Annotated in this window: 29 protein-coding genes; 3 read left to right on the forward strand and 26 right to left on the reverse strand. The window is 69.3% G+C overall.

Annotated elements, in window-relative coordinates; all coding sequences use genetic code 11:
- Nucleotides 1–36: 36 nt before the first annotated feature.
- On the reverse strand, nt 37–603 hold the full coding sequence (locus tag ACPYN5_RS09975) for a LemA family protein (protein ID WP_424448828.1): 567 nt from the start codon (nt 601–603) through the stop codon (nt 37–39).
- 78 nt (nt 604–681) lie between these two features.
- Nucleotides 682–1,161: a MarR family winged helix-turn-helix transcriptional regulator gene (locus tag ACPYN5_RS09980; RefSeq protein WP_424448829.1), complete on the reverse strand. Its 480-nt coding sequence runs from the start codon at nt 1,159–1,161 to the stop codon at nt 682–684.
- Nucleotides 1,162–1,203: 42 nt separating this feature from the next.
- On the opposite strand from ACPYN5_RS09980, the gene ACPYN5_RS09985 reads away from it, so the two are divergent.
- Both ACPYN5_RS09985 and ACPYN5_RS09990 read left to right on the forward strand, forming a co-directional pair.
- Nucleotides 1,204–2,109: an EamA family transporter gene (locus ACPYN5_RS09985; RefSeq protein WP_424448830.1), complete on the forward strand. Its 906-nt coding sequence runs from the start codon at nt 1,204–1,206 to the stop codon at nt 2,107–2,109.
- 159 nt (nt 2,110–2,268) lie between these two features.
- Nucleotides 2,269–2,604: a hypothetical protein gene (locus ACPYN5_RS09990; protein WP_424448831.1), complete on the forward strand. Its 336-nt coding sequence runs from the start codon at nt 2,269–2,271 to the stop codon at nt 2,602–2,604.
- Nucleotides 2,605–2,789: 185 nt separating this feature from the next.
- Here the strand turns inward: ACPYN5_RS09990 and ACPYN5_RS09995 are convergent, their stop codons facing one another.
- Nucleotides 2,790–2,954: a hypothetical protein gene (locus tag ACPYN5_RS09995; RefSeq protein ID WP_424448832.1), complete on the reverse strand. Its 165-nt coding sequence runs from the start codon at nt 2,952–2,954 to the stop codon at nt 2,790–2,792.
- 112 nt (nt 2,955–3,066) lie between these two features.
- Between ACPYN5_RS09995 and ACPYN5_RS10000 the strand changes: the two genes are divergently transcribed.
- Nucleotides 3,067–3,339, forward strand: a complete 273-nt coding sequence (locus ACPYN5_RS10000) for a hypothetical protein (protein WP_424448833.1) — start codon at nt 3,067–3,069, stop codon at nt 3,337–3,339.
- 10 nt (nt 3,340–3,349) lie between these two features.
- On the opposite strand, the gene ACPYN5_RS10005 is transcribed toward ACPYN5_RS10000, so the two are convergent.
- From ACPYN5_RS10005 to ACPYN5_RS10115, 23 genes are all read right to left on the reverse strand, one after another.
- The gene (locus ACPYN5_RS10005) at nt 3,350–4,219 is read right to left on the reverse strand and encodes an HNH endonuclease signature motif containing protein (RefSeq protein ID WP_424448834.1); all 870 of its coding nucleotides are present in this window, start codon (nt 4,217–4,219) and stop codon (nt 3,350–3,352) included.
- Between the two features lie 104 nt (nt 4,220–4,323).
- Entirely contained in the window at nt 4,324–5,634 is a 1,311-nt protein-coding gene (locus ACPYN5_RS10010; protein WP_424448835.1) for a hypothetical protein, read from the reverse strand.
- Nucleotides 5,634–6,659 carry a glycine-rich domain-containing protein gene (locus ACPYN5_RS10015; RefSeq protein WP_424448836.1) on the reverse strand — a complete coding sequence of 342 codons (1,026 nt, stop codon included), beginning with the start codon at nt 6,657–6,659 and terminating at the stop codon, nt 5,634–5,636. Before ACPYN5_RS10015 ends, ACPYN5_RS10010 begins: the two co-directional genes overlap by 1 nt.
- The gene (locus ACPYN5_RS10020) at nt 6,656–7,183 is read right to left on the reverse strand and encodes a hypothetical protein (RefSeq protein ID WP_424448837.1); all 528 of its coding nucleotides are present in this window, start codon (nt 7,181–7,183) and stop codon (nt 6,656–6,658) included. The genes ACPYN5_RS10015 and ACPYN5_RS10020 overlap by 4 nt, the downstream gene beginning before the upstream one ends.
- Nucleotides 7,176–7,634, reverse strand: a complete 459-nt coding sequence (locus tag ACPYN5_RS10025; RefSeq protein ID WP_424448838.1) for a hypothetical protein — start codon at nt 7,632–7,634, stop codon at nt 7,176–7,178. Before ACPYN5_RS10025 ends, ACPYN5_RS10020 begins: the two co-directional genes overlap by 8 nt.
- Before the next feature lie 9 nt (nt 7,635–7,643).
- A complete protein-coding gene (locus ACPYN5_RS10030) occupies nt 7,644–8,063 on the reverse strand; it encodes a hypothetical protein (RefSeq protein ID WP_424448839.1) in 420 nt (139 codons plus the stop codon).
- Nucleotides 8,060–8,485 carry a hypothetical protein gene (locus ACPYN5_RS10035; protein ID WP_424448840.1) on the reverse strand — a complete coding sequence of 142 codons (426 nt, stop codon included), beginning with the start codon at nt 8,483–8,485 and terminating at the stop codon, nt 8,060–8,062. The genes ACPYN5_RS10030 and ACPYN5_RS10035 overlap by 4 nt, the downstream gene beginning before the upstream one ends.
- The gene (locus tag ACPYN5_RS10040; protein WP_424448841.1) at nt 8,482–8,625 is read right to left on the reverse strand and encodes a hypothetical protein; all 144 of its coding nucleotides are present in this window, start codon (nt 8,623–8,625) and stop codon (nt 8,482–8,484) included. Before ACPYN5_RS10040 ends, ACPYN5_RS10035 begins: the two co-directional genes overlap by 4 nt.
- On the reverse strand, nt 8,622–9,569 hold the full coding sequence (locus ACPYN5_RS10045; RefSeq protein WP_424448842.1) for a M23 family metallopeptidase: 948 nt from the start codon (nt 9,567–9,569) through the stop codon (nt 8,622–8,624). Before ACPYN5_RS10045 ends, ACPYN5_RS10040 begins: the two co-directional genes overlap by 4 nt.
- An 83-nt stretch (nt 9,570–9,652) precedes the next feature.
- Nucleotides 9,653–10,546 carry a hypothetical protein gene (locus ACPYN5_RS10050; protein ID WP_424448843.1) on the reverse strand — a complete coding sequence of 298 codons (894 nt, stop codon included), beginning with the start codon at nt 10,544–10,546 and terminating at the stop codon, nt 9,653–9,655.
- Between the two features lie 2 nt (nt 10,547–10,548).
- Nucleotides 10,549–11,682: a Gp37-like protein gene (locus ACPYN5_RS10055; protein ID WP_424448844.1), complete on the reverse strand. Its 1,134-nt coding sequence runs from the start codon at nt 11,680–11,682 to the stop codon at nt 10,549–10,551.
- Nucleotides 11,682–12,467 (reverse strand): hypothetical protein, encoded by a 786-nt coding sequence (locus ACPYN5_RS10060; RefSeq protein ID WP_424448845.1) that lies wholly within the window; start codon nt 12,465–12,467, stop codon nt 11,682–11,684. Before ACPYN5_RS10060 ends, ACPYN5_RS10055 begins: the two co-directional genes overlap by 1 nt.
- A gap of 171 nt (nt 12,468–12,638) precedes the next feature.
- Complete coding sequence (locus tag ACPYN5_RS10065; RefSeq protein WP_424448846.1) at nt 12,639–15,473, reverse strand: phage tail tape measure protein; 2,835 nt, start codon at nt 15,471–15,473, stop codon at nt 12,639–12,641.
- Between the two features lie 290 nt (nt 15,474–15,763).
- Nucleotides 15,764–16,204: a DUF7426 family protein gene (locus ACPYN5_RS10070; RefSeq protein ID WP_424448847.1), complete on the reverse strand. Its 441-nt coding sequence runs from the start codon at nt 16,202–16,204 to the stop codon at nt 15,764–15,766.
- A gap of 2 nt (nt 16,205–16,206) precedes the next feature.
- Nucleotides 16,207–17,004 carry an IPT/TIG domain-containing protein gene (locus tag ACPYN5_RS10075; protein WP_424448848.1) on the reverse strand — a complete coding sequence of 266 codons (798 nt, stop codon included), beginning with the start codon at nt 17,002–17,004 and terminating at the stop codon, nt 16,207–16,209.
- Nucleotides 17,005–17,009: 5 nt separating this feature from the next.
- Nucleotides 17,010–17,417, reverse strand: coding sequence for a minor capsid protein (locus ACPYN5_RS10080; protein ID WP_424448849.1), 408 nt, complete (start codon nt 17,415–17,417; stop codon nt 17,010–17,012).
- Complete coding sequence (locus ACPYN5_RS10085; protein ID WP_424448850.1) at nt 17,410–17,730, reverse strand: hypothetical protein; 321 nt, start codon at nt 17,728–17,730, stop codon at nt 17,410–17,412. Before ACPYN5_RS10085 ends, ACPYN5_RS10080 begins: the two co-directional genes overlap by 8 nt.
- An 11-nt stretch (nt 17,731–17,741) precedes the next feature.
- Complete coding sequence (locus ACPYN5_RS10090) at nt 17,742–18,065, reverse strand: hypothetical protein (RefSeq protein ID WP_424448851.1); 324 nt, start codon at nt 18,063–18,065, stop codon at nt 17,742–17,744.
- Nucleotides 18,062–18,646 carry a hypothetical protein gene (locus ACPYN5_RS10095; RefSeq protein ID WP_424448852.1) on the reverse strand — a complete coding sequence of 195 codons (585 nt, stop codon included), beginning with the start codon at nt 18,644–18,646 and terminating at the stop codon, nt 18,062–18,064. The genes ACPYN5_RS10090 and ACPYN5_RS10095 overlap by 4 nt, the downstream gene beginning before the upstream one ends.
- A gap of 86 nt (nt 18,647–18,732) precedes the next feature.
- Nucleotides 18,733–19,965, reverse strand: coding sequence for a phage major capsid protein (locus ACPYN5_RS10100; RefSeq protein ID WP_282501188.1), 1,233 nt, complete (start codon nt 19,963–19,965; stop codon nt 18,733–18,735).
- Between the two features lie 61 nt (nt 19,966–20,026).
- A complete protein-coding gene (locus tag ACPYN5_RS10105; RefSeq protein ID WP_282501189.1) occupies nt 20,027–20,617 on the reverse strand; it encodes an HK97 family phage prohead protease in 591 nt (196 codons plus the stop codon).
- Between the two features lie 8 nt (nt 20,618–20,625).
- Nucleotides 20,626–22,497 (reverse strand): phage portal protein, encoded by a 1,872-nt coding sequence (locus ACPYN5_RS10110; protein WP_424448853.1) that lies wholly within the window; start codon nt 22,495–22,497, stop codon nt 20,626–20,628.
- On the reverse strand, nt 22,490–23,944 hold the full coding sequence (locus tag ACPYN5_RS10115) for a hypothetical protein (RefSeq protein WP_424448854.1): 1,455 nt from the start codon (nt 23,942–23,944) through the stop codon (nt 22,490–22,492). The genes ACPYN5_RS10110 and ACPYN5_RS10115 overlap by 8 nt, the downstream gene beginning before the upstream one ends.
- Between the last annotated feature and the right edge of the window lie 9 nt (nt 23,945–23,953).

The raw sequence follows: 23,953 nt of genomic DNA on the forward strand, positions 1-23,953 counted from the left end.
CGCGCCGACCGGGCGGGGCGCTCTCGGAGCGGGCGCTCAGAACTGCACGCGGGGCGGCTCGGCGATCGCGGCGCCGTTCTCGACCTCGAAGAACTCGCGCTCGGAGAATCCGAGACTGCGCGCGAAGAGGTTGTTGGGGAACACCTTGATCTTCGTGTTGAGTTCGCGGACACCGCCGTTGTAGAACCGGCGCGAGGCCTGGATCTTGTCCTCGGTGTCGACGATGGCCTGCTGCAGCTGCAGGAAGTTCTGGCTCGCCTGCAACTGGGGGTACGCCTCGGCGACCGCGAAGAGCGACTTCAGCGCCTGCTGGACATGCCCCTCGGCGACTCCCGCCTCGGCGGGGCCGTCCGCCGCGAGGATCTCGGCGCGTGCGCGTGTGACGTTCTCGAACACCGCCTTCTCATGGGCGGCGTATCCGCGAACGGTGTCGATGAGATTGGGAAGGAGGTCGGCGCGACGCTTCAACTGCACCGTGATGTCACTCCACGCCTCGTCGACGCGGACATTCAGCGCCACGAGCGAGTTGTAGGTCGCCCACAGGTAGATGCCGACGACCGCGAGCAGTCCGACGACGACGATGACCGGGATCAGCCACTCCATTGCATGTCCCCCTTCTCCGCGACCATCCTAACGGGGGCCTTCCGAGCACACTCGGACGCGGGCGCGAACTCGCAGGTCTTACCCACCCGCCACGAGCCGCGAGAGCAGCGAGGCCAGCTGCTGTCGCTCCGACCTCGACAGCGGAGCGAGCAGCGCCTCCTCGGTCGCAAGGTGGTCGGGCAGCACCCTCTCGACGACCCGGCGACCGGCTGCCGTCAGGCGCACGATCTTGCCGCGTCCGTCGGCCGGATCAGGATGACGGCTGACGTACCCGAGGCCCTCGAGTCGGTTCAGTCGCTGCGCGACGGCGCTCGAGGTGATCATCGCGTCGGCGGCGAGTTCTGCCGGGGTGAGCTCGTACGGACTCCCCTGCCGTGTGAGCGTTGCCAGCACGTCGAAGGTCGCGGCATCGATGCCGTGGTGCGCGAATGTGGCGGCGAGACGGGCATCGACGGATGCCGCGGCGCGGCCGAGCCGGCCGATCACCGCCATCGGGCTGACGTCGAGGCCCGGCTTCTCGCGTGCCCACTGCTCCAGGATGCGGTCGACATGGTCCATACGCCCGAGTCTAGTCGCTAAGCGCTTCGCTATAGTGGCTAAGTGCTTAGCAATAGATTCGCTGTCGTGCTGACGACCGCCATCGCTCCCGCCCTGTGGGGAACGACCTACATGACGTCGACCGCTTTCCTCCCCTCGGGCCATCCGCTGCTGATCGCAACCATCCGAGCCATCCCCGCCGGGCTCATCCTGCTGCTCGTCGCACGTCGACTGCCGACGGGGTCGTGGTGGTGGCGGTCGTGCGTGCTCGGCGCCGTGAACATCGGGATCTTCTTCGCGTGCCTGTTCGTCGCCGCGGACCGGCTCCCGGGCGGTGTGGCCGCCGTCGTCGGCGGCATCCAACCGCTGCTCGTGGCACTGCTCGGCTGGCGCCTGCTGTCAGAGCGCCTCACCGTCATCACCGCGATCGCGGGAACCGCGGGCGTCGTCGGGGTCGCCCTCATCGTGGCGCCGAGCGGTGCCCCGCTCGACCCGATCGGCGTGGCGGCAGCTCTGGGCGGAGCGGTCTCGATGGCGGTCGGCACGGTTCTGACCAAGCGCTGGGGCACGGGTCAGCCACCCCTCGCGATGACGGCCTGGCAGCTGCTCGCCGGCGGCCTGCTGCTCGCGACGCTCACGGCCCTCGTCGAGCCGCTGCCGGTCGCGCTTCCGACGGCGCCGCAACTGTCCGCGTACGCCTACCTGTCGCTGGTGGGGACGGCGCTCGCCTACGCCCTCTGGTTCCGCGGGGTCGCCTCGCTGCCGACGCGAATTCCCGCGTTCCTGGGGCTGCTGAGCCCGATGGTCGCCGTGCTGCTCGGCCTGCTCTTCGCCGGCGAGACCCTCTCGGCACTGCAGGCCGCCGGGCTGGTGATCGTGCTCGCGTCCGTGACGGCGGCGGTCGCACAGCCGCGGCCGAGGACCCCGTTGGTACCCCCGGTGGGACTCGAACCCACACTGAAGCGTTGAGGGGCCGACTTTACCGGCATCTACTATTGCCTACCCGACCGGCTGGAAATCGCTCGACGGTAACCTCCGGTAATCGAAGGTACGCGCCTCAATCTAGCGAGTAAATGGCGACACGACTCGGGCTCCTCGCGTGCCACCCCCGCTGTCATACTGGCGGGCATGGCACGTGACCGTCAGCCCGTCTCCAAGCCCGTCTTCGCCGCGGGGATCACTGCTGCCGTCTTCGGGATTGTGATCGTCGTGCTTCTCGCGATCATCAGCAGCAACCCGATGGCGATCATCGTCCTGTGGCCGGTGCTCGTCTGCGTGGTTGCCCTGGCTCTCGTGCTCGCGATCCTCTTCGTCCTTATCTGGATCGGCTACCGCCTCGGCGTCTCAGCCGTCCGAGAGGGCACTATCGCGGCGCACGACGAGATCGAACGGCGCCGGAGTGGCAGGCGGGCAACGGAGTGGGACACATTCCGTGGGCGGCCGGTAGACGAACGTCAACGATAGACGAGCGTCAGCCCCCTAGGACGCCTGGCAGTCCATCGCCGCCCGTTGGGCGTTCGATCCACGGGATTTCAAGTTCCCATCCGCAGCCTCCGCACCGGTAGCCGCCGTCGACCGTGCGCATCACGGTGCGGCAGACCTCGCAGCGCGGCTCGGAACCGATGTCCGGGTCGTCGTCGAGCGACATCTCAGTGATAGGCCGCGTCGCCGCCCTCTTCTACCCACCGCGTGTGAGCGCGCATCCCGTGGAAGATCGCGAGCCGCAGCACCCAGTAGGTGACGAGCAGCGTGATGACGAGGGCAAGCAGCCCCGCCGTGACGGAGAACACCCAGAGCAGGTCAGAGTTCGGCATGACCACACCGTAGCGGGGGCGCGCATGCCCGTGTCGCCGCCTCGGCGTACGCTGAAACCCTCTCGGCCGGAGGAATGGGGAACCGGCTATGAGGTCACCGCTTGATCCAGAGGTGCAGCTCGACGTGCTGCTGTCCGCGATCTGCGGCCGCAACCAGTACACGCGCGACCCTGAACCCGTGGTTCAGGAGCTATTCGCCGCTGCGGAGGGGAAAGACGCAGTGCTTGCTCGCACCGCCGGTATCTGGATCGGTTACTTCGAGTCGAGCGAGACGGCTCCGCTGTCCGCGGCGCTGCGCCGTATCCCAGGCGTTGAGGCGTGGATTGCCGAAGGGCGTCGCCGCCGCGGCATCCCGCGGCATTCCGCTCCGCTGATCCGGCCGTAAGCCGAGGGAGTTAATTCCCCCTCCAACGGGGAAGCGGGACCGTAGCGAGCCAGCCCGGGGTGTTCGGGCGGTATTGCGGAAGGGGTTGTGTCCGTCGAGGATCGGGCGACAGATCGACCGAGATCGCAAACCCCGCGACTTTCTGCATCGCAGTCTCATACAGGTTGATCCCGTCCGTGGCGCCGTCCCAGAAGTTGCCTTCGAGCCCAATGGCGCCTCGCGCGACGTTGACCACGCCGTCGCGGACGTCCACGCCGATGCCATTCCGATGGAAGAAGAAGCGATGCACGATGATCCCATCGGGCGGCTGGAAGGTCATATCGAGGAAGACCTCCCCTGGTCCGTCCCGGACGACGAGGGTAGTCCCCACGAATTCGATGTCCCAGGAGTCGGCTCGGAACGACAACTCGTTGTCGTCGATGCGGACTGCGACGCGGCCTTCCTTGTCGTAGCCCACAAAGTTGAGGAGGTAGTTGCCGTCCTCGAACCTCATGCCGAGAAGGGTCTGTCCGAGCACCCGAACCACGGTCAGATCACGGCCACCAGGTGCGCGGAAGTGGTTGGAACCGAGGGCGACAAGCGCCTCTGAGCCGGCGTAGTGCAGCGCATATCCCGGGCTCAGATCCGCGCGCTTGTTGAACGGGTCCGCGTCCGCTTGCAAGACCCGCGACGCGGGGAGCCGACCGTTGGTCACCTCGGAGTGATGGGACGGGCAGAGGAGCGTTATCTCTTCAGCGACGTGTCGATGTTCCTCCGACCACATCACCATGTGGTGGTACTCGTAGATCGCACTTCCGCAGAGCACGCAGCCGAACCCGCACCGCTGCCGCACCTCGCGCTTGATGGGCCGCGGTATTGTCCGGCTCGGCGTGTCGCTCATGCCGGGAATCTAGCAGCGGCGCGCCCGTCATAACGACGAAACGCCCCCGGCGTCGACCCACCCGAGGGTGAGTGACGCCGGGGGCGTTCGTGAGCCGCTGCGTGTCAGGTCAGCAGCTCGATGGGGGTCGTGTTGCTGAGTTGCAGGGCCGGCTTGGTGCGGGTGGCCCAGTCTCCGAAGACTGCCATCGAGCAGTTCCAGAAGTCCCAGTAGCTGGTGCGAGTGAGGTCGACCTGCCGCTGCAGGTGCACCGGTGCCCAGGCCGCCGCCGGCGTCGACGCGAGGTCGTCGCTTCCGGTGAGGTGGGCGAGGACGTCCATGCACGCAAACATCGCGACGTTGGTGCCGTTGCCGTCGTCCCCTTGCGGCCAGTAGATCGCGTGAGTGCCGCCGGCCTTGTCGTAGATCGTCCCCCCGGGCGGGAGGTACGGGCCGCCTTCGTAGCTGGGGAAGTCCACGTCGACGAACGCGCGGAAGAGCCGACGGAACCCCCACGCCTGGCCGACAGCGGGGAACTTCCCCCGCAGCCACGCGAAGACGAGCAGGTTCGACCAGGCCTGGTTGACGATCGAGGCCATGTAGTTCGGGTGCGGGTCGTACGCGGCGTGGTTGGTGGCGGTGCCGTTGAAGTCGAGGTTCGACCCGCCTCGCAGCCCCCAGCCGCTCATCCCGTGCCACAAGCGCCGGCTCGACGGGTGCAGGTAGGTTGCCGCGGCCGCGAGCGTCAGCTCGAGGCCCTTCGCCATCCACTGCTGTGCACGGGCGTGGGTGGGGAACTTGCCGGCGCAGAACAGCAGGATGGACGCCTGCCAGGTGTTCTCTTCCGCCCGGGTGTCACCGGGTGAGAGCATCACTCCGCCGTGGTCGCGCATGTACGGGACGGTGTACTGCAGGAACCGGTCGGCCTCGAGGATCGCCATCGCGTTGACGAGGTCGCGCTGCGCGGTGCTGAGGTCTGCCCAGACGAGCTCGGCGGCGACGGCGGTCAGCCATACCCAGAGCGCGCCCTGCCAGTTCTGGTGGTCCGGTGCGTCGCCCGCCCGGATCGTCTCACCGGGGGCGAGGGGCACACCGCCCCACGTCCCGCCGTTGGCGCGGTGGGACTTCGCCAGCGACCACACGAGCCGCACGACTGCGGCGCGCACCGCCGCGTCGGTCTTGCCCGTCACGTCGGGATCATGCGTTCCCGTCGCAACCATGACGGCGAGGGAGTAAGCGACCATCGCGGGCGGCTTGAGGGCGTCCTCGTCCTGCGGGGCGAAGCTCGGGATCAGTGCCGAACCCGCCCCGTACGTCGCGGTGACCCAGTTGAGGCGGCTCGCGACGGGCGAGTTCGCCGCAGTCCTCAGCAGGGCGCGGCTGGCGGGGTCGAGGGTGCGCAGCGGGAGGGGTGTCCATGCCGGGTCGAGGGGCATCAGCCGTACACCCACTCGATGCGGACGTAGCCGGGACCACCAGCGGCGCCCGCGCCAGACGCGAAGCCGTTCACGGACGCGCCGCCACCGCCGCCACCGTTGCCGTAGGACAGCAGGCCAGCGGTCGAGGTCGAGGCCGTGCGAGCGGACTGTGCCGCCGCGGTGATCGACGCTGCACCGCCACCACCGCCGCCGGAGCTCGGTGGGAGGTAGTACCCGCCCGGGCGTCCCGGGAGGGTGCCGTCGACGAGGCCGCCGGCGAGGACGGATGCCGCGAGGCCGATGCTGTACACCGCACCACCCGAGCCGCCCGCGCCGGGAACATCCGCCGCGGTGATGCCACCACCAGCACCACCACCGCTCGCGCCGAGCGAAGCCTGTGCGGGGGCGGAGCCGCCGGGGCCGCCCGTTGAGGACGCGGCGCCGCCGCTGAGCATCGACGTCCCGGTGTACGGCGGGGCGCCCGCTGCTCCCCCGGCACCCGTCGTACCGCCACCGCCACCGTTGCCGCCGCTTGCGCGGATGACCGCGCCGTCGTTGCGGCGCAGCGCGGAGAACCCTCCGGCGGCGCCCGCCTGGCCATCGGTGTTGTCCGCGGTGCGCGCTGCGCCACCGGCACCACCGGCGCCGATGACGATCTCGAACGTGGAGCCGTCGAACCATGCCAGCGACACCCACACCCGGTGCAGGAACACGCCGCTGCATCCGCCGCCGCCGCCCTGTCGGACGGTGCCCGCAGCGCCACGGCGCCCGGAGCCACCGCCGCCGCCGGCGCCCATGATCGACACGTACGCGCCGGTCACACCCTCCGGGATGGCCTGCGCGGCGGCCGAGTTGACGTAGTCGACGACGATCGTCCGGCCCTGATCGAACGCGGCGAACGTGTCGAGCGCCTCCGTGCGGTCGATCTTCGGCGCGACGGCACCGTTGACGGTGGCCTTGACCTCGGTCGATGCGGCGATCGCGTCGAGTGCGCGCTTGGGCAGTTGGCCATCGTCGGTGATCCCGATCGGCTTCGAGCTCATGCGGTGACTCCCATCAGGAACGTGCCCGGTTCGTCCGGGTCCTCTCGGATAGCTCGGGGGTTGAGGATCGTGAAGGTGCCCGGCTCGGCCGGGTCCTCCACCAAAGGCGCGCCCTGCTGCAGCGCGATCTCCTGCAGCAGCTCCGCCGCCGCGAGCGCTTCAGCCGACGCGGTCTCGGCGGTGGTCTTCGCCGACGCGGCATCCGTCGCTGCCTGCCCGGCGCGGTCAGCGGCTTCGCGCGACGTGTCGGCGTAGACGCTGAGGTCGGTGAGCTGCGTGACACGCTCGCCGGAGCGCACATACACCTGAGTGATCCCGGTCGGTGCGCGGAACTGCGGGAGGATGCCGTTCGCGGCGACAAGCTTCCCACCGGTGAACGGCACACCCTGCAGGTCGGTGACCGGCAACGGCGAGCTGAGAGTGGCGTCCTCGACGTCGTAGACGTAGGCCTCAGCTTCGGTCACGACGTTGTTCCGCTCGTCGAGCGCGAGGGTGGAGGGGAACGCGCCGACGAACTCAGCCATGCGGGTTCACGCTCCCGTAGCCGGCGTCCGATCGCCACGTGCCGTCCTCGGCCTGGACCATCTTGAGCGCGTTGTCGAGCTGCTGCTGCTTGCCGACGAAGATCGCCAGGAGGTTCGACAGGGCGCCGAGTCCGAGAGAGACGGCGAGAAGGATCGTCGCGTTCGTCGCTTCGTCGTACAGGCCGAGGAGCACGAGCGCTGGCGATGCGGTCGCCGCGAGCGCGTACACAGCGCCACGGAGTACGGCCCACGCGGTTGCGACGTCGCGCACGTTCACGAGCGAGAGGACGCCGGATGCGAACTGCATCACGGCGCCGGTGATGATCAGCGACTGCTCCCACACGCCCTGTGTGCCGAAGCCGAACAGGATCGCGAGGGGTGCGAGCGCGCCGAAGAACAGCTGGATCGCCTGGCGGCGTTCCGGGGTGAACCATACGGCGATGGTCTTCATGATGACCTCCTAGGTCGATGCGTTGGTGGGCGTGGTGGCCCATAGGTCGTCGTCGTTGCGGATCGCTTTGGCGCGTTCGATCGCCTCGTGCTCGCGCGGGGTAAATCGCGGCGAGCGTCCGGCGGCTTCGGCTTCCCGCTCGACGTAGTTGGAGAGCGCGTCGAAGCCCTCACCGACGATGCGGTTGATGTCGATCTGCTGGTTTCGGTCGGAGATGAGCCGCCGCACTGTGCCGTCGAGGCTGTCGATGCGGTCGCGGAGCTTGGCGTTCTCGGCCCACAGGTCTTGGATCTGGATCGGAGTACGTGTCACGCGGACGATCAGCGCGACCACGCCGCTGATGATTGCCACGAGCACGGCGCCGCCGAAGGTGATCCATGCCGTCGGCGGGATGCCGGATTCTGCGGCCAGCATGAGGGCAAGGATCACGTATCGGCCTTCCTGATGTGCCGGCGGGCGATGTCGAGGAGCCGGCCGAACGGGGTGACCATGACGATCACCGGGAGCAGCCCGGTGGGTGCTCGCGTCCAGGTGCCTTCGAAGACGCAGCGGGCGTAGATCGTGATCGCGTAGCCGGCGAGGAAGGCGAGCAGCAGGATGATCCCGGTCACTTCGACCGCGTGCCGGTTCGTGAGCTTGGAGCGCACGACGCCGGCGATTGCGACCACTGCCGCGACGACGATCAGCCACGGCCATATCGACTCGACGAGCGCACCGGAGATCTCGCGGATCGTGGGGATGCCCACGAGTGCGGACCACGCGCCATAGACCGCGATGAGGGCGTACTTAACGATGTACCGGGTGTGCCGGCCGTCGCGTGTGCTCACGTTGACGCTGTCGGTATTGGTCACAGCGCACCTCCTCCGATGACGGCGAGCACGGCGATGCAGGTGCGTACGAGCTCAGCGGCATACGCGAGACCGATCGCGAGCACGACGGATGCCGCCCCCGCGATCGACCACGCGGACACCGCGATGCCGCGATCACTCACCCGCGGCGCCGAACATGTGCGCCCGCCTTGGGGTGCAGCCAGCCGGCGTCGATCCGGTAGGCGCCGTGGCGGATCTCGTGGACGTAGAACTCGCCGGGGCCGACGGTCGGTCCGCGGTGGCCGCGGGGAGCGTTCACGGCTGCCTCGGCCGACGGGAAAACGAACCACGCCTCGGAGAGAAACGCGAACAGGCGAACGTCGATCGGTGCGGGCGCCGGGGCGCTCGAGCCGCCGAGGTCGGTCAGGCCGTCCGTGGACTGCGAGGTGAATCCGGCCGCCGCGAAGAAGTTGCCGTTGAACGCGCCTCGGAACCAGATGTTCGAGGTGACGCCGTCGACGGTGACTTCCTGGCCGCGGATGAAGCCGTCGAAGTTGCCGACGACGTTCGATGCGAGGCGCTGGCGGACGTTGTCGCCGACGGTGGGCGAGAGGCGGCCGTTAAGGTAGCCCTCGGTGCCGACGTTCGCGCGGACGCGGCGCTGCTGACGGGAGAGGCCGCCCGCGGCGGGCTGGCCGCCAGGGATCTCCTTCGAGCCGTTCAGCCACGGCGCGGGGTCGACGCGGAACTGCTCGCCAGCGCCTCCGACGCGGACCTCGAAGTGCGAATGATCGCCGGTCGCGGCACCGGTAGAGCCCATGCGGCCGAGGAACTCGCCCGCCGTGACGTGATCGCCGACGCCCTTCTTCGACATCGAGCCGGTGCGGAAGTGGTTGTAGGTCGTGAAGATCCCGTGGCCGTGGTCGATGACGAACTGGTTCCCCCAGCCGCCGTTGAACGCGCCGCCCTTGGAGGCGGCGACGATGACGCCCGCGGCCACGGCCTGGACGAGCTTCGTGCCTTCGGGGTCACGGTCGCGCCAGCCGTCGTCGCGGCCGCGGTGCACGCCGGGAATCCAGCCGCGTTCGTGCCGCCCGTGCGGCGCGGGTGCCAGCATCTTGGTCATGGTCTTCTCCTTCGAGGGATGACAAAGCCCCCGGCGAGTGCCGAGGGCGGGGTGCGGTGTGCTCCGGGACCGTGCAGAGGGGCTCAGACGGGGAACGACCCCGTGAGGGTGACGCCCGTGGCGCCGCCGGAGCCCTCGGACGCGTCGACCCGACCGTTCGTCAGGATCTTGAACTCCCTCTTGCCACCATTCGCGTGTGTCGAGTTGACGTAGGTAGCGACCGAGGGGCGGAAGCGTTCGGGCAGGAGAGCGAGATTGTTGTCGGGTCCCCATCCCTGGGCTCGGGACGCTGAGATGCGGAAGAACACGATCGCGCCGATGCGTCGCACCTGGCACCAGCCCCACGACCAGCCCGGGTTGCGGGTCGCGTCGACCCACTTGGTGTCCTCGGTGAGGTCGAACCGCTTCCAGACCGGGCTGCCCTGCGCGTTGCGGATGCGCATCGCGAGCATGTCGCCGTACCGGACGGAGGTGCCCAGACGGTTGAGGTATTGCAGCACCAGGTCGTTCGCGGCGAGCGACCCGCCGTCACCGCCCCACACCCGGAGGTCGACGAGCTCCTGGACCTGCGACTTCCCGGCGTCGACACGGGCGAGCCATAGGGGCTGGTCGTCGACCTCGCCGGGGGTGGTTTCTCTCACCGGGATGGCGCGGGCGTTCGATCCGGGGAGCGTCTCGAACGTCGACTGGTTGGCCTGCCAGTCCCGGTGCACGCAGATGAGGTGCCACACCGACCCTGATGCGGTCGCCGGGAGGAGCAGGGATGCTTCCTCTGTCGTCTTGTCGCGCACCCCGTACCCGAAGCCGCGGCCGGGGGTGAGGCGCACCTCGCGGTCGGCGCCCCCGACGCTGGCTGTCCAGTCGGCGGAGCTGCCGACGCCGTACTGGCGGCCGCCGGACATGGCGAGCAGATCGGACCACTGCGGTTCGTCGACGGTGCCCTCGTAGCCGGCGCTGTCGGTGATGACGTAGGTCATCGTCACTTCCTCTCCTGCTCGGCCACGGCCGTCGCGATCGACCGGACGTAGTTCACGAGCTGCGTTTGTGGGTCGTCGGTTGCGAGGCCGACGGTGGGCACGGCGGTGAATCCGCTCCCGACGTCGTGGGTGATGTCGACGCGTGAGATGACGTCCTCGAACTCGAGCGCGCCGATCTTCACCGCGAGACGGTCGCCGAGCTGGAAGGTCTCTCCCAGCCGGAACCAGGACGTTTCCCGCAGCTCCGCCGAGAACGACGATGCGGCGGCGTGCTTCTCAAGCGCAGCCCGACCGTACGGGGTGAGGTCGGCGCCCTCGTCCGCGGCGGTCGCGTTGACGAAGACCTCGATCACGCGCCCGAGCTTCGACTCGAGGGCGTGGTCGATGACGAGCGCGAACTCCCGTTCGACTCCCTGGCCCTTCCCACCGACGACAGCACGGGTCGCGGTCGCCGGTCGCTGCATCCACGAGTACGGCCCCAGGACGCCTGACGCTGGCGTGATCGGGCGGGGGAACGTGTCACCTGCCCGGACGTCCACGACGCGGCGGTTCGTCGTCCTGTCACGCCTCACGGTCAACTGCAGCCGGTCGGCGACCAGCGGCTCGACGACCTTCTCCGCGAGGGTGTGCATCCGCAGCTCGGTGGTCCCGGACGAGCCCCGGCCAAGCGACGGTGCGACGTCCCACGGGAGGCCAAGGCGGGCGACGTTCGCGGCGATGGCCGCCTTCGCCCGGGTCTCGGACGGCCCCGACGTCCGCCAGTACTCGGCCGCGCCCTGCCCGGACGCGCCGGCGGCGGGCACCTGCCATCCGAGGATCGTGTCGAGGTCAGCCCAGTCATCGACGACGTCGATCTCGACCAGCCCGAACGGGGAATCCCGGCCGGTGATCGGCTGGACCGCGCCCTCCATCAGCCGCTGCTTATGCAGCTTGCCGCCGTCGATGTTCACCATCCACAGCGCGCACCGCAGTCCCTCGGTTTCGACCGCTGGACGCACGATCGGGTGCGTGTCGCGCAGTTGCAGCGTCGCGGTTGATGCCGCGTTCCACAGCAGCGCGGCGGTGGTGCGCTGCGCGACCGCCTGGCCGACGAACCGGTTCTCGGCGTCCATGAACTCGGCGATGAGCTGCCGCATCAGAACGCCCTCCAATACAGCGGGGTGTGGGAGGCAGCGATGACTCCGGTCCCCGCGGTGACGAGGGTGAGGGAGACATCCCCGCGTGCCGGGATCGGGGCGAAGATCTGAAACCCGAGGTCGCGCGCAGCGTCGACAGGATCAGCCAGGACGAGCACTCCCGCCCCGTCGTCGACGAGGTCACCGACGCGGGCGTACTGCTCGGACGGGTCGGTGTTGATCACGAGACGCCGGCCCGCAGGGATCTCGAATGGGACCTCGACGAGCGCGTCGCCGACTCCGACCTTCACGCCCGCGGGGTGCGGACCGTCGATCTCCCACGTGACGTAGCTCGGCTCCTGGCCGGGGTTCGGGATTGTCGCGTTCCCGTAGGACGCGCCCGAGCTGATCATGAACGGAGGTCCCGGGTAGAACGGGGACGGCTCGGGCGCTTTGAACTGTCGTCGGATCGGACGGCCGCGCCACAGCGGACGGGGCGCGAGCAGCTGCACACCGATCACCGCTTTCCCGGTGACGAACGGGTCACGCTCGAACGAGTGCGTGCCGTCGAACGACCCGGTCAGCGGGAGGGTGCGGGCATCGCCCCCCTCGCCCACGGTCCACACGCCCTCGAGCGCGGGGTGGAACGAATCGAAGAACCCGGCGTGCTCGTCCTCCCACTCGGGGATCGAGCGGTTCGCGAACCTGAGCGGCCAATAGACCGCGCGCGGGGGCAGCTCGTACCCGGTGATGATCGCCCCAGGGACGCCGGGGCTGGTTGAGGTGTGCACGTCCATGCGGGGCATGTGGAGGCCCTGCACGCCCGGGAGCATCCGAGGGTTCGGGCTCCCGGGGCGTGTCAGGCGCCACACCGTACCGTCGAACCCCGTCCACGTCATCGGCCGGTTCCCAGCGACGGGAACGGTTTCCTCGGACGTGAGCGGAGATGACAGCACGATCGTCATGGCACGGGCCTCCTATCGGCGCGGCAGGCGGGTGATGGCCTGCGCGAGACGCACGTCCCGCTGCCGGGCGACGTCAGTCGGGTCGTACGAGTAGTACGTGCTCTGATCGATGACCTGCAGCGGCGGGAGCGACGGCGGACGCGGCCCGCTGGGGGCGCCGGCTCCCGCCATCCCGTCGTCGTCGAAACCGGGCATCCGACGGATCGTCTCCGCCAACAGCGCCAGGGACCGTGCAGACCCGTCGAGGGGGATGTACGCCTCGGCGACGTCGGTTCGGTCTCCCACGACGCGCCAGGAGCTCGCCGGGACCATCTGCGCGAGCGGCTCCATCGGGCTGAGCCCGCGCAGGCCGCCCTCGGCCATGAACTCCACGATCGCTCCCTTGGCGAACTGGCCGCCGCCGGGTCGATCGCGCGCGCCGCCCGAGGTCGCGACCGTGACACCGAGGGTTGCGCCCGCAGAGATCCCCGCGCGGAGCGCACGGATCGCGGCCTCGGCGGGCGAGGTGTCGGCGTAGATGGTCGTCTCCCCGTCCGGGATCGTGTTGACCCGGTCGACGAGCGCCTGCACCTTCGACTGCTCGTCGGGCGCGTTCGAGATGATCTCGGTGATCTCGGACTCTGGGATGCCGGCGTACGCCGCGATTAGCCGCCACGCCTGTACCTCGGTGAGGCCCATCTGCTGCAGTTGCTCGGCGATCGCGCCGGCACCGTCACGCCACCGCCCGCTGAGGACGTCTTGCTCCTCACCGGTCGCTGCGGCCGCCGTCTGCTGCGCGATCAGCGCATCGACAGCGGAACGGATCTGCGCGTCGAGCTCTCCCGTTGCGCGGGTGCTGCCGTCCTGCGACTCGGTCAGGTCGTCGAGGATCGACCGCCCTTCGGTGGCGGACTCCCCGACCATGTCGATCGCCTCGGCGAGCCGCAGTTGAGCGTCGTTCAGGTAGCCGAGCTGGACTGCGGGCTCCCCGAACGTGTTGAGGCGATCACGGGCTTCCGCGATCTTGTCGGACATGGCATCCGTGGTCTTGTCGACGTCTTCCATGCCCGCGATGACCGCGTCGAGACCGTCGAGGTCAGCGTCGCCCGGCAGCCACTCGATGAAGTCTCGGAGCCCCTGCAGAGTCTCCCGCAGCGGCCCGGAGACGAAGTCGCCGAACCCGTCCGAGGCGGTCTCGGCGAAGTCGAGGGCACCGTTCGCCATGTCGAGGAAGAACTGCAGCACGGGACCGCGGTTCTGAGACACGAAGTCGGCGAAGTCCTCGAGCGGGTCCGAGAACGCTGCGGCGAGGGCGCCCTTGATGCCATCCGCCGCGACCTCGATGTTCCGCGAAGCCTGCTCCATCTTGGTCGCGTCGTTGTCGGCGAGCGTGTCGAACATCCGCTGCGCGGCGCCCTCCACCTGGCCGAGCGAGGCGACCGCGCTTGAGGGGTCGAGGGCGAATAGCGCCTCGCCGAGATCCTCAGCCTGTGTGCCGAACAGTCCGACGGCGGCCGCGTTGCGGAGCACCGGGTCCTCCGTGTCGCGGAGCTTGTCGAGGACGAGGTCGAGTCCATCGCGAGCCTCGGTCCCGCCGCGGGCGATTTTCGCCGTCATCTCCTCGGCGTCCAGGCCCAGCGATCGGAACGCCTCAGCCGGCCCGGCGGTGCCATCGGTGGCCCGGATCTGGAACTCCTTGAGGGCGTCGGCCGCGAGGTCGCTGTTCCGGGCGCCGGCGGCGAGGCCCTGGTTGATCAGGCCGAGCGCTTCCGGCCCGGTGAGGCCGAGACGCTGGAAGAGAGCCGGGTACTCGGTGAAGGTGTCGAGGAGGTCCTCGCTGGCGTTGACACCGTTCCGGGCGCCGGTGGCGAGGATGTCGAACGCCTCTTGCGAGGTGCGGGCGAGCCCGGTCCGGAGCAACTGGGTGACAGCGGTCGCGACCGGCCGGACGTCTTCGCCGAGCACGTCCGCAATGCCAGAGAGCCCCTCGACGACCTTCTGCGCGTCACGGTTGGATGCGTCGGGGTCGATGATGCGGAACTGCAGCGCGAGCCGCGCGGTGTCCATGTTCGCTTCGACAGACTCGCCGAAGACGTTCGTGTAGGCCTCCCCCGCTGCCCGGCCGATGCGCATCGCGTCGGTGGGGCTGATGCCGGTGAGGGCTTCGAGGCGGTCGAAGTTGACCTCCTGCTGCAGCCCGTCCTGCACGCCGGAGATGATCGCCTTCCCGATCGCGACGCCGCCGAGGATGATGCCGCCAGCGATGGGGATCGCGGTGAGAGCGGCGATGAGGGACCCCTCGATGTCGCCACCGACCACCTGGCCGACCTTCTCGCCGGCGCCGCGGGTCGCGCTGTCGAGCCCCCGCGACAGGGACCGGCCGCTCTCCTCGCCGGCCTCTTCGGATTCCCGCTTGAAGAGGGAGAGGAAGCGCTTGAGGCCGGTCTCGGCCTTCTCCGTCTCGGCGTCGACGGTGATCGACTCGCGGAGCGTGCCGAGCCGTTCGGCCTGCTGCTCGAGGCGCGTGACGGCGGCCTCGGCGCGCTTGGTCTCCGCGGTGACCTCGAAGCCCGCCTCGCCGCGGATCTGCAGGTCCTCGACCTTGTCGCGAGCGCGCTGCAGGCTCTTCTCGGTGCGGGTGATGTCTGCATCGATCTGCAGCATCGCGCGCTCGGAGACGAGCTTCTTCGCCTCCGCTTCGACACGGTCCATGCCCTGCTCGGCGTCGCTCGTGTCGGCGCCGACCTTCTGGGTGACCGGCTTTTTCTCGATTCGGTCGGCGGAGTCCTTGACCTTCTTCTCGGCCTTCTCGACGTCGACGGTGTTCGCCGTGTAGAGGACTTCGAGCTCGGCTGCGCGCAGCGGCATGGGTCACCTCCGGGTGAGTGCCTTCCTCAGCCGTGTGGGCGAGTCGAGGAGGGAGAAGATCGCGGAACGCACGGGCAGCCACGAACCGGCGAGGACATCGGGGTCGTAGAGGTCGATGCCTTCCTCCTTCCGGAGGTCGGCGATGACGAGGCGCCAGTGCGTGACGAGGGCGAACCACGAGCCGTCGACGGCGGCGCCGACGGTTGTGGGCGCGGCGGCCTGAACCTCGGGCGGGAGCCGGTAGTCCGCGAAGATCGGGACCCCGTTCTCGTCCTCGTCGATCGGCTTGCCTACGCCGTACTGCGCCCACTCTTCCGAGGTGAGCGCAGACGCGCTTTTGGGGCCGGCGCATCACCACCTGGGGCGTCGGCTCGCGGCGCCCAGAGGACGACCGCGAGAGCGTCGGCGTACTCCTTGCCGCGTGCCCAGTAGAAGACCGCGTAGTAGTCCATTCGGTCGATCGTCTCGACCGGTACGTCGTCGGCTGTCATCTGCGCCGCGACGTCTCCGAGCGCGGGACGCTCGAGGGGGCCGATCGTCGCGATGACATCGGCGACCGTCTGGGGCATGTCGCCTCGGACGATCTTGAGGTTCAGCTCGGCGCGGACCGCGAGCGCGAGGATCTTCTTCGCCCGGTCGACGCTGGGGGGCGCGACGTTGTAGACGCGCTCCCCCAGCGTGAGGACGAGATCCGGTGCGGCCCACTCCGCGAAGTCGACCGCGGTGGACACGGTCAGGCGCCGCGCACGTAGGCGAGCTGGTTCGACGCGCCCTCGGTCGAGGTGACGACGATCGCGGCGGAACCGGCGGCGCCTGCGGGGACGACCGCGACGATCTTCGTCGGGCTGACCACCAGGTAGGTCGTCGCGTTCGTGCCACCGATCTTCACGGCCGCGGCGCCGGTGACGAGGTCCTCGCCGTCCGCGTTTCGGAACCCGGTCCCTCGGATCTCGATCTGCGTGCCGGCGGCTGCGTTGGCCGGGGTCGCGCCGGTGAGCAGCGGCGCGTCGCCGTCCCAGCCGCCCCACGGGTTCTCGATCTCGGTCGCGGAGCCCACACCGGTGAAGGTCCAGTTCCACGTCTCGGTCTGACCGTCGGCGCCCGTCTGGCCTCGCTGGCGGGAGACGGTGACGAAGCCCTGGCGCGCGTCGTGCAGGTTCGGGGCGCCCTTCGCGGGCTTGTGGTACTCGCGGATCTCGATCTCCGCGTCCTCCCCGATCGCGCTCGGTCGGATGCGGTCGCGCAGCGCCTCGATCTCGGGCAGGTACTCGCCCGTGGTGCGGGAGCGGTTGACGTGCGTCGAGACGGTCGCGCCGAACGACCACGCGTCGACGCTGTTGTTCGACGAACCAAGGTCGTCGTAGGTGCGGGAGTCGCTGGTCGTGGGGGTCTCGCTCGGCTGGTAGCCGAACATCCGGCGCAGCGGCTGCCAGATCGGCTCCGCTCCCCGGGGTGCGAGGTTCACGTCGATGCCGTACTCGTAGGACTTGCCCTGGACGAAGCCCTCGGGCAGGGGAACCTTCTTGCTCATGGTGGTTAGGCCTCCGGATTGTCGAAGATGATCAGGTAGTTATCAGTGCGCTCTTCACGCTGATTTGCGTCGCTCCCCGCCGGGGAGAACGACTGTCGGAGCACCTCGCTGATGACGCCCTCCCGTTGGAGATCGTCGAGGTGCTGGAACGCTTGGTCCGCGCGGACGTCGGCGCCGTCTACTTCGCCCTCGGCGCCACGGAAACGCAGCTGCACCCGGCGGGTCTTGGTCGTGGTGACTCGGTCGTCGGTCCCGCCGTAGACGCGGACGCCGACTCCCTGAGCGGTGGTCGCGGAGATGCTGCCGTAATGCACGCCGAAGACGTCGGCCGGGTAACTGTCGGTGTCCCACGACCACCCGTCGATCTCGCCGAGTTGCTCGCAGACCCATATCGTCAGAGCCCGGTCATCCACCGCCGAGGTCCTTCCGGTTTCGTTCGGCGAGGATCGGGCCGATGTTGACCTGATCGGCCGCCGTCTCGAGGAACTTCGCCTGCCCGTTGTCGTGCTCGAAGTCGAGGTTCTCGTGCTGGATCACCGCGTAGTCGCCGCGGTACGACACCTGCATCGTCAGGTCATCTACGGCGACGGAGCCGCCCTTGTGGAGGTCACCTGAGTCTTTCGGGGCCAGCTCCCGCGAGCGCTTGAGGACGGCTCGTCCTGCCCCTCGCATGCCCGCCTGGATCGACTTCTCGAGCTTGGTCATGACGGGATTGAACTTCGCCACGGGCGTGCCTCCTACTTGAGGTGAAGGGTCTGGAATGTCGGCAGCCGCTCGTGTCGGAACACGCTGATTGCGAGGACGACCGCCTCGCGCTCATTCGGTTGCCCGTGCCAGACGGTCACGAGAGAGCCCTGCGGAATGTTCTCGTCCAGAGCTACGGACACCTGCGTGCTTGAGATGACCTCTGTCGCGTCGACCCCGACGACGGTCTGTTGCTCGTCGACGACCCAGGCGGGGATGGTGCGGGGATCGGCGTAGCCGCCTCCGCCCATGCCGCCACCTCGGCGCTTGGCGCGGACCACCGCGCTGTGTCGGGTGAACCGGTCGGGCAGGGTCATCGGCTCGCACCGATCCGGTGGGCATCCAGGCGCAGCAGCTCCTCGGGCGTGAAAGCCATGTCGATAGCGGCCCCGCTCGCGGTGCGGCCGTACTGGTTGGTCTGCCCGAGCGCGCCCTCGGAGACGAGGCCGCCGGCGGGCGTGAACGCGCCTCGTGCGACGGCGGACGCGATCGCGGTGGCGATGCCACCGGGGCATCGGGGGTGCCCGTGGGTGAGGGTGACCTCGACCGTGCGGCGTCCGGCGTGCCAGCGGCGGCGACCGACGCGGTGGAGGATGCCGGCCTCGTCCCAGTCGTATCCATCGACGGGCGCGACGGTGACGCCGTTCTCCGTGATGGCGTCGACCCGCACGATGTGCAGAGACGGCAGGAAGATGGTTCGGGTGCCGCGGGAGGCGAGCGTGATCGTCTCGGTCGCGGTCTTCGCGACGCGCCATCCGCAGTAGTCGCGTACGGCGTCGGTCGCCAGACCGGCGATCGCCTGCGCGAGCTCGTCTGGCATATCGCGGTTGGTAACGGCTTGGATCTCGGCGGCCGAGAGCAGCAGGTCCGTCTGCTCTTCGGTGGGCTGCTCGGGCATGCTGGTTCCTCCCATGTCGGGTCGCACCACCGGAGGGTGGTGGCGGCCGGGTGCGTCACTCCCGGCCGCCTGACGTTCGGCGTCGCTTACGCGGATGCCTTGGTCTTCAGCAGCTTCAGCGCCTGCGGGCGAACGACGTCGCCGCCGACCCGCTTCTTGAACTTGAAGCCGATCATGCCCTCTTCGGCGTAGAGCTCCTCGAGGCGCTTCACGGTGACGCCCTGACGGTCGTACACCCGGTAGCCGCGGGCGAAGTCACCGAACGCGGCGATCGCCTTGCCTGCGGCGATGCCGTCGATGTTGTCCTGGTTGTGCATCGCGTAACCGAGGAACGTGTTCGGGCGGCCCGCCTGGACGGATGCCTGCCAGAGGTACTGGCCGTTTCCGTCCTTCAGCGTCGAGATGTGCAGCTCGGTGAGCGAGGGCAGCAGGAAGCTGCCGTTCGCGCGGTACTGCGCCGGCACGCCGTAGATCAGAGCCTTGAGGTCGTCGAGGATCTGGTTCCGTGCGTTCGCGCCGCTCGCGCCCGAGTAGTCGGTCGCGCCCGAGACGATGCTCGAGACGCCGCCAGCGGTCGAGAAGATGCCGACGGGCTGGTGGGCGGTGTGGCCGGCGCCGATGGTGAACGCGACATCTTCGGCCTCGGCCGCGGCCTGGGCGAAGCTGTCGCGCACGAATGCCTCGAGGTTGACGTCGGAGTCGTCGAGCTCGTCCTCGCCGATCTTGGCCAGACCGTAGAGATCCTCGATGTACGTCCACTCCTCCTCGGGGGTGTCGGGCATCGAGTCTTCGAGATCCTGCTCGTTGGTCTCGAGCTTGCCCCAGCCGACGCGGACCTCGTCGAGCGAGCGGCGACGCACGCGGTTGGAGGTCGTGTTGCGCTGGCCGGCGATCGGGCGGATCGCGCTCAGGCGCGGGACCGCTCGGATGATCTCGGCCTCGAGATCTTCGGGCACGAGGATCTCGCCGGCGGCGTTCTCGACGAGCGCGCGCTGCTCGGGTGCCATGCTGGCACCGCGAACGAACCGCAGGAACGCCGAGCGCTGCGACGCCGACCGGCGCTCAGCCTCGGTGCCGCTGCCGCCCAGCTCGTCGCCACCGGCGCCGATGGTCTGGCCCTGCTCGGCGTTGCGACGTTCCTGCGCCTCCTGGCGCTCGATGCGCTCGGAGAGGTCGCGGAACTCGGTCTCGCCGCGGTCGTACGCGGTGCGCTCGTCCGCGTTGAGGTTGCGGTTCTCGCCCTCGGCGCGCTCGGTGATCTCTCGCATCGCCTCGACGGTGCGAGCTCGCTCCTGGCGGAGCTGAACAGAAGTGGCCATAGCCGCTCCCCTTTCGTTTTTCTGGGTGGTGTCCCGCACCGTTCGGACGGGCACGTGTGGGTCAGAGCTGCGAGAGCAGCTCGAGTTCGTGGAGTCGGTGCTGCGCGCGCTGCAGCGGGTAGCCGGTCTCGGCGGCGAGGTGCCGCTTCGCCATCGCGCGCAGCTCGGCGGAGGTCTGCGTGTATGCCGGGTAGGTGACGACGGAGACGTCGCCGCCGTCGAAGTCGAATTCCCGGACCTCGTGGAGGTTCCCCGACCAGCTGTCGGAGACGACCCAGAACCCGAACGACATCTGCGACAGGTCGCCGCGCTCGAGCGACACCGCGGCGTCTCGGGCGTAGGACACGTCGGCCATGTCCGCGTCGACGAGCACGCCGTCGCTGTCCTCGGACAGCGTCAGCGTCCCCGACCGGGTGCGGGCGAGCAGCAGGTTCGCGTCGTGGTTGATCAGGAACCGGACATCCGGCGTCCCGGCGAGGGTGCGGGTCGCGGCGCCCGGGCGGATGACTTCCTGCCACCCGCCGAGATCCTCGGACAGCTGGTCGTAGACGACCGCCCGGCCGGTGAAGTGCAGGCGCCGCTCGTCGTCGTTCGCCGCGCGGACTTGGATATCCGTGAGCGGGAAGACGCGGCGCTCGAAGGTGCGTTCCATGTCTGCTCCTAGTAGTCGAAGTCCTCGCCGCAGGTGCACCCTGCAGCGTTGTCGGCGCCGGCGGCGAGGTCGCCCGGCCACTGCGCACCGTTGGAGAACGGCGCGTCGATCGCGACGGTCTCGCCGTGCATCGAGTCGTGCATCCCGTCGTCGCCCGAACGCCACCGCTTGCCGGTCGCGCCGGTCTGCACCGCGCCCTCGTGACGCCCGAACGCGCCGCCGCGGGTGACGATGCGGCTCGCCCAGACGGCGACCGACTCGAGCATCACTTCGAACGCTGTCGCGTCGCCGACCTTGTCGAGCAGGCGGATGGCGGCGGTGTTGAACGCGCGCGCCTCGGATGCCGCGACGGCGTCGACCCAGTTGGCCGTCTGCGCGGCGATGAACACGTCACCGCGGGTCTCAGCCTGCCGCGACCCGAACTCCCCGACGACGCCAGCGAGCACCGGGGCCAGCTGCTCGGCGAGCAGCTCGTCCCACACAGCCCGCTCGTCGTCGGAGGGTGCCGCGTCGACCTGTTCGCGTTGGTCGCCGAGGAAGTCGGCGAGGGTGCGCTCGACGCGGGTGACCCACGCGGGCGCGTCGTCGACGGCGCTCCGGCGGATCTGCTCGAGCGCGCGGTACTGCGTGGGCTGCAGCTGCGGGATGCTGACGGGCGGGAGCCCGTCGCGCTGCACCGGCGACGATCCGGCGGGGATCATGTTGACCGGCTCGAGGTAGATGTCGCCGTTCTCGATCGGCGGCTCGTCCTCCATCGCGCGGATGTCGTTCGCGGAGTAGAACCCCCACTGCCGGCCCGCGGCGTACGCCGCTGTCTGCGCTGCGGTGTCGCCGCGCATCCGGCCCTTCGGGTCGAACTTCAGCCGCATCTCCTCGTCGTCGAACAGCCGCTGCGTGACCTTCTCGAGGCGAGTGATCGGGGGCAGCAGCGCGTCCTGGACGAACTCGATGCTCAGGTGCTCGATGTTGGAGAACGTGGCGCGCTCGAGGTCGCCGATCTTGTGCGGCGGGACGCCGTACATCGACGCGATCTTGCCCTCGGTGAGCTTGTAGATCGCGAGGAACTGCGCGTCCGCCGGCGACAGCGACACCCGCTCGAGCTTCGCGCCGCCCTCGAACACGGCGATCTGGTGCGAGTTCTCGAACCCCTGGTGCCGGTCCTCCATCTGCGCGACGAGGCGCTCCCACTGCTTGTCGCTGAGGTTGTTCGCCGTGGTCAGCACCGTCTCCGGTGTCGCATCGCGCTCGAAGAACCCGCCGATGTAGGACGTCGCAGCGACGGAGATCCCGACCTGCTGGCGGGCGACCCCGATCGGCGAGAGCGCCTCGGGGCCGGTGCCGAACCAGCGGTAGTGCAGGATCTCGAGGTCGGTTGCGATGTACCCCTTCTCGACCGGCAGCCACGTCTCCTTGCCGTCGTGGTTGAGCTTGTAGGCCAGCTGCCCGGTCGGGGTGCGCAGCACGGTCACATCGGTCGGCGGGACCGGCCACAGAGCCTCGACCTCGCCGGCGCCGTTGCGCTGCACAAACACGTACGCGTTGCCGCGGATGAGGAGCCAGGTCACGACGACCCGCCAGAACTCGGCGGCGTCCTGCACCGGGTTGGCCTGCACCGTGAGCAGCTTCACGAGCTTGCGGTACTTCGGGCTCGGGGCGACCCGGTCTCGGCCGCGGCGGACCACGACCGAGACGGGCAGGGTCGCGATCGCCTCGGCGACCAGGCGCACCGAGGTGAGCACGGCCATGACCTGCAGCGACTGCTCGGGCGTGACGTTCACGCCCGCCGAAGTGCGGGTGCCCCGCAGCGACGGGAGCCGGCTGTTCGCGCGACGCACGAGGGCGCGCCACGCAGAGGTGACTCGCTGGGTGAAGTTAGCCACGTGACCTCCTCTTGAGTGTGCGGATGCGGGGCTCGGGAGCCTCCGGCGGGTTCTTCAGCAGCCAATGCGCGCCGGTGACGGCGGACAGCGGCGCGGCGTCGCCGGGCGACTTGATGCGGTCGATCACGTACGCGTTGCCGAGCGCCTTCATCACGGCGGCGCCGGCGGGCACGTCGAGCACGGGCTGCGCGCGGTGGAACACGCGGCCGAGGTTCACGCCGTCGAGGATCATGCCGGTAGCGCGCCCGAGGTCCGGGCCGCCCCACTCGGTGACCTCGAGCTCGGCGGCCTTGAAGTCGGCGACGAGTGACGACACCGGGGCGCCGTTGGTCTGGAACGTGATCGCGGCCGGCGTGAAGGTGCGGTCAGGCGAAGTCAGCCACGGGATGATCCAGTCCGTGCCGGGCGCCTTGGCCATGATGCCGACGTGCGCTGCACCGTCGGCGCGCTCGGCGGCGAAGCCGATGTAGGCCATCTCACGGTTGTGGGAGACCTCGATGCAGATGTACACCGGGGCGCCGTCGGCGCGCTTGGAGAGGCGGTCGAACCCGGCCGCCCACTTGCCGGGCTGGAACGGGCCGCCGGTAGCGGAGTCGACGAACACGTTTCCGACCTCGGAGGCGAACACGGGCGCCGGGTCTGACACCCAGTACGCCGCGAGGTTCTCCTGCGGGAGGTTGTGGTTCATCGACGGGTTCGAGTACGCCCACGCCTCGGGGCTGTCCAGCGGCATCCCCGGCGGCGGCGACCACCAGAACAGCCCGATCGTCGTCTCGGTGTCACCGGACTCGATCGCATCCATCGCCATCTTGTGCAGGTGGCGCTGGACGATCGCTTCCATGTCGCCGGCGTTCGACGCGGCGATCAGCTGCGAGCGGCGGCGGGCGGCGGTGGTCTTCGACAGCGCCGACCACGCCTTGAACGTCTTGTGCTTGAGGATCTCGTCGACGAACACGAGGTCGAACGTCAGACCGCGGCCGCCGTTGTCGGCCGAGTCGACCCAGTACCGCTGGCCGCCGGTGAGCTCGAACCAGAGTTCGCCGTTCGTGTTCGAGAACCCGCCGCGCTCCTGCTGCAGCCGCGGGATCGCGTCGATGATGTTCTGCGCGTGCTCCCACGTCTTCTTGGCGGTGGCGAGCTTCTGGGCAACGCCGATGATCTGCGCGTCGCCGTCGACGAACATGCGGAACAGGATCAGCAGCGCCGCGATGAACGTCTTGCCGTTCTGGCGAGCAACCCACAGCAGCACCGTCTTGAACCGGTACGACCCGTCGGGGTTCAGCTCGAGCGCGTGGATCAGGAACCAGCGCTGCCACGGGTTGAGCTTCGGTGCCAGCTCGGCGAACCGGGTGCCGGCGAGCTGCAGGTGCAGCCACGTCGCGAAGTGGATCGCGGCGTATCCGGCGCTGGTCTCGGGCGTCAGCTTGCGGCGCGGCGGGGTGAACACACGCGGGAC

Origin of the sequence: Microbacterium arborescens (assembly GCF_049707515.1) — a bacterium.
Classification (GTDB): Bacteria; Actinomycetota; Actinomycetes; order Actinomycetales; family Microbacteriaceae; genus Microbacterium; species Microbacterium arborescens_B.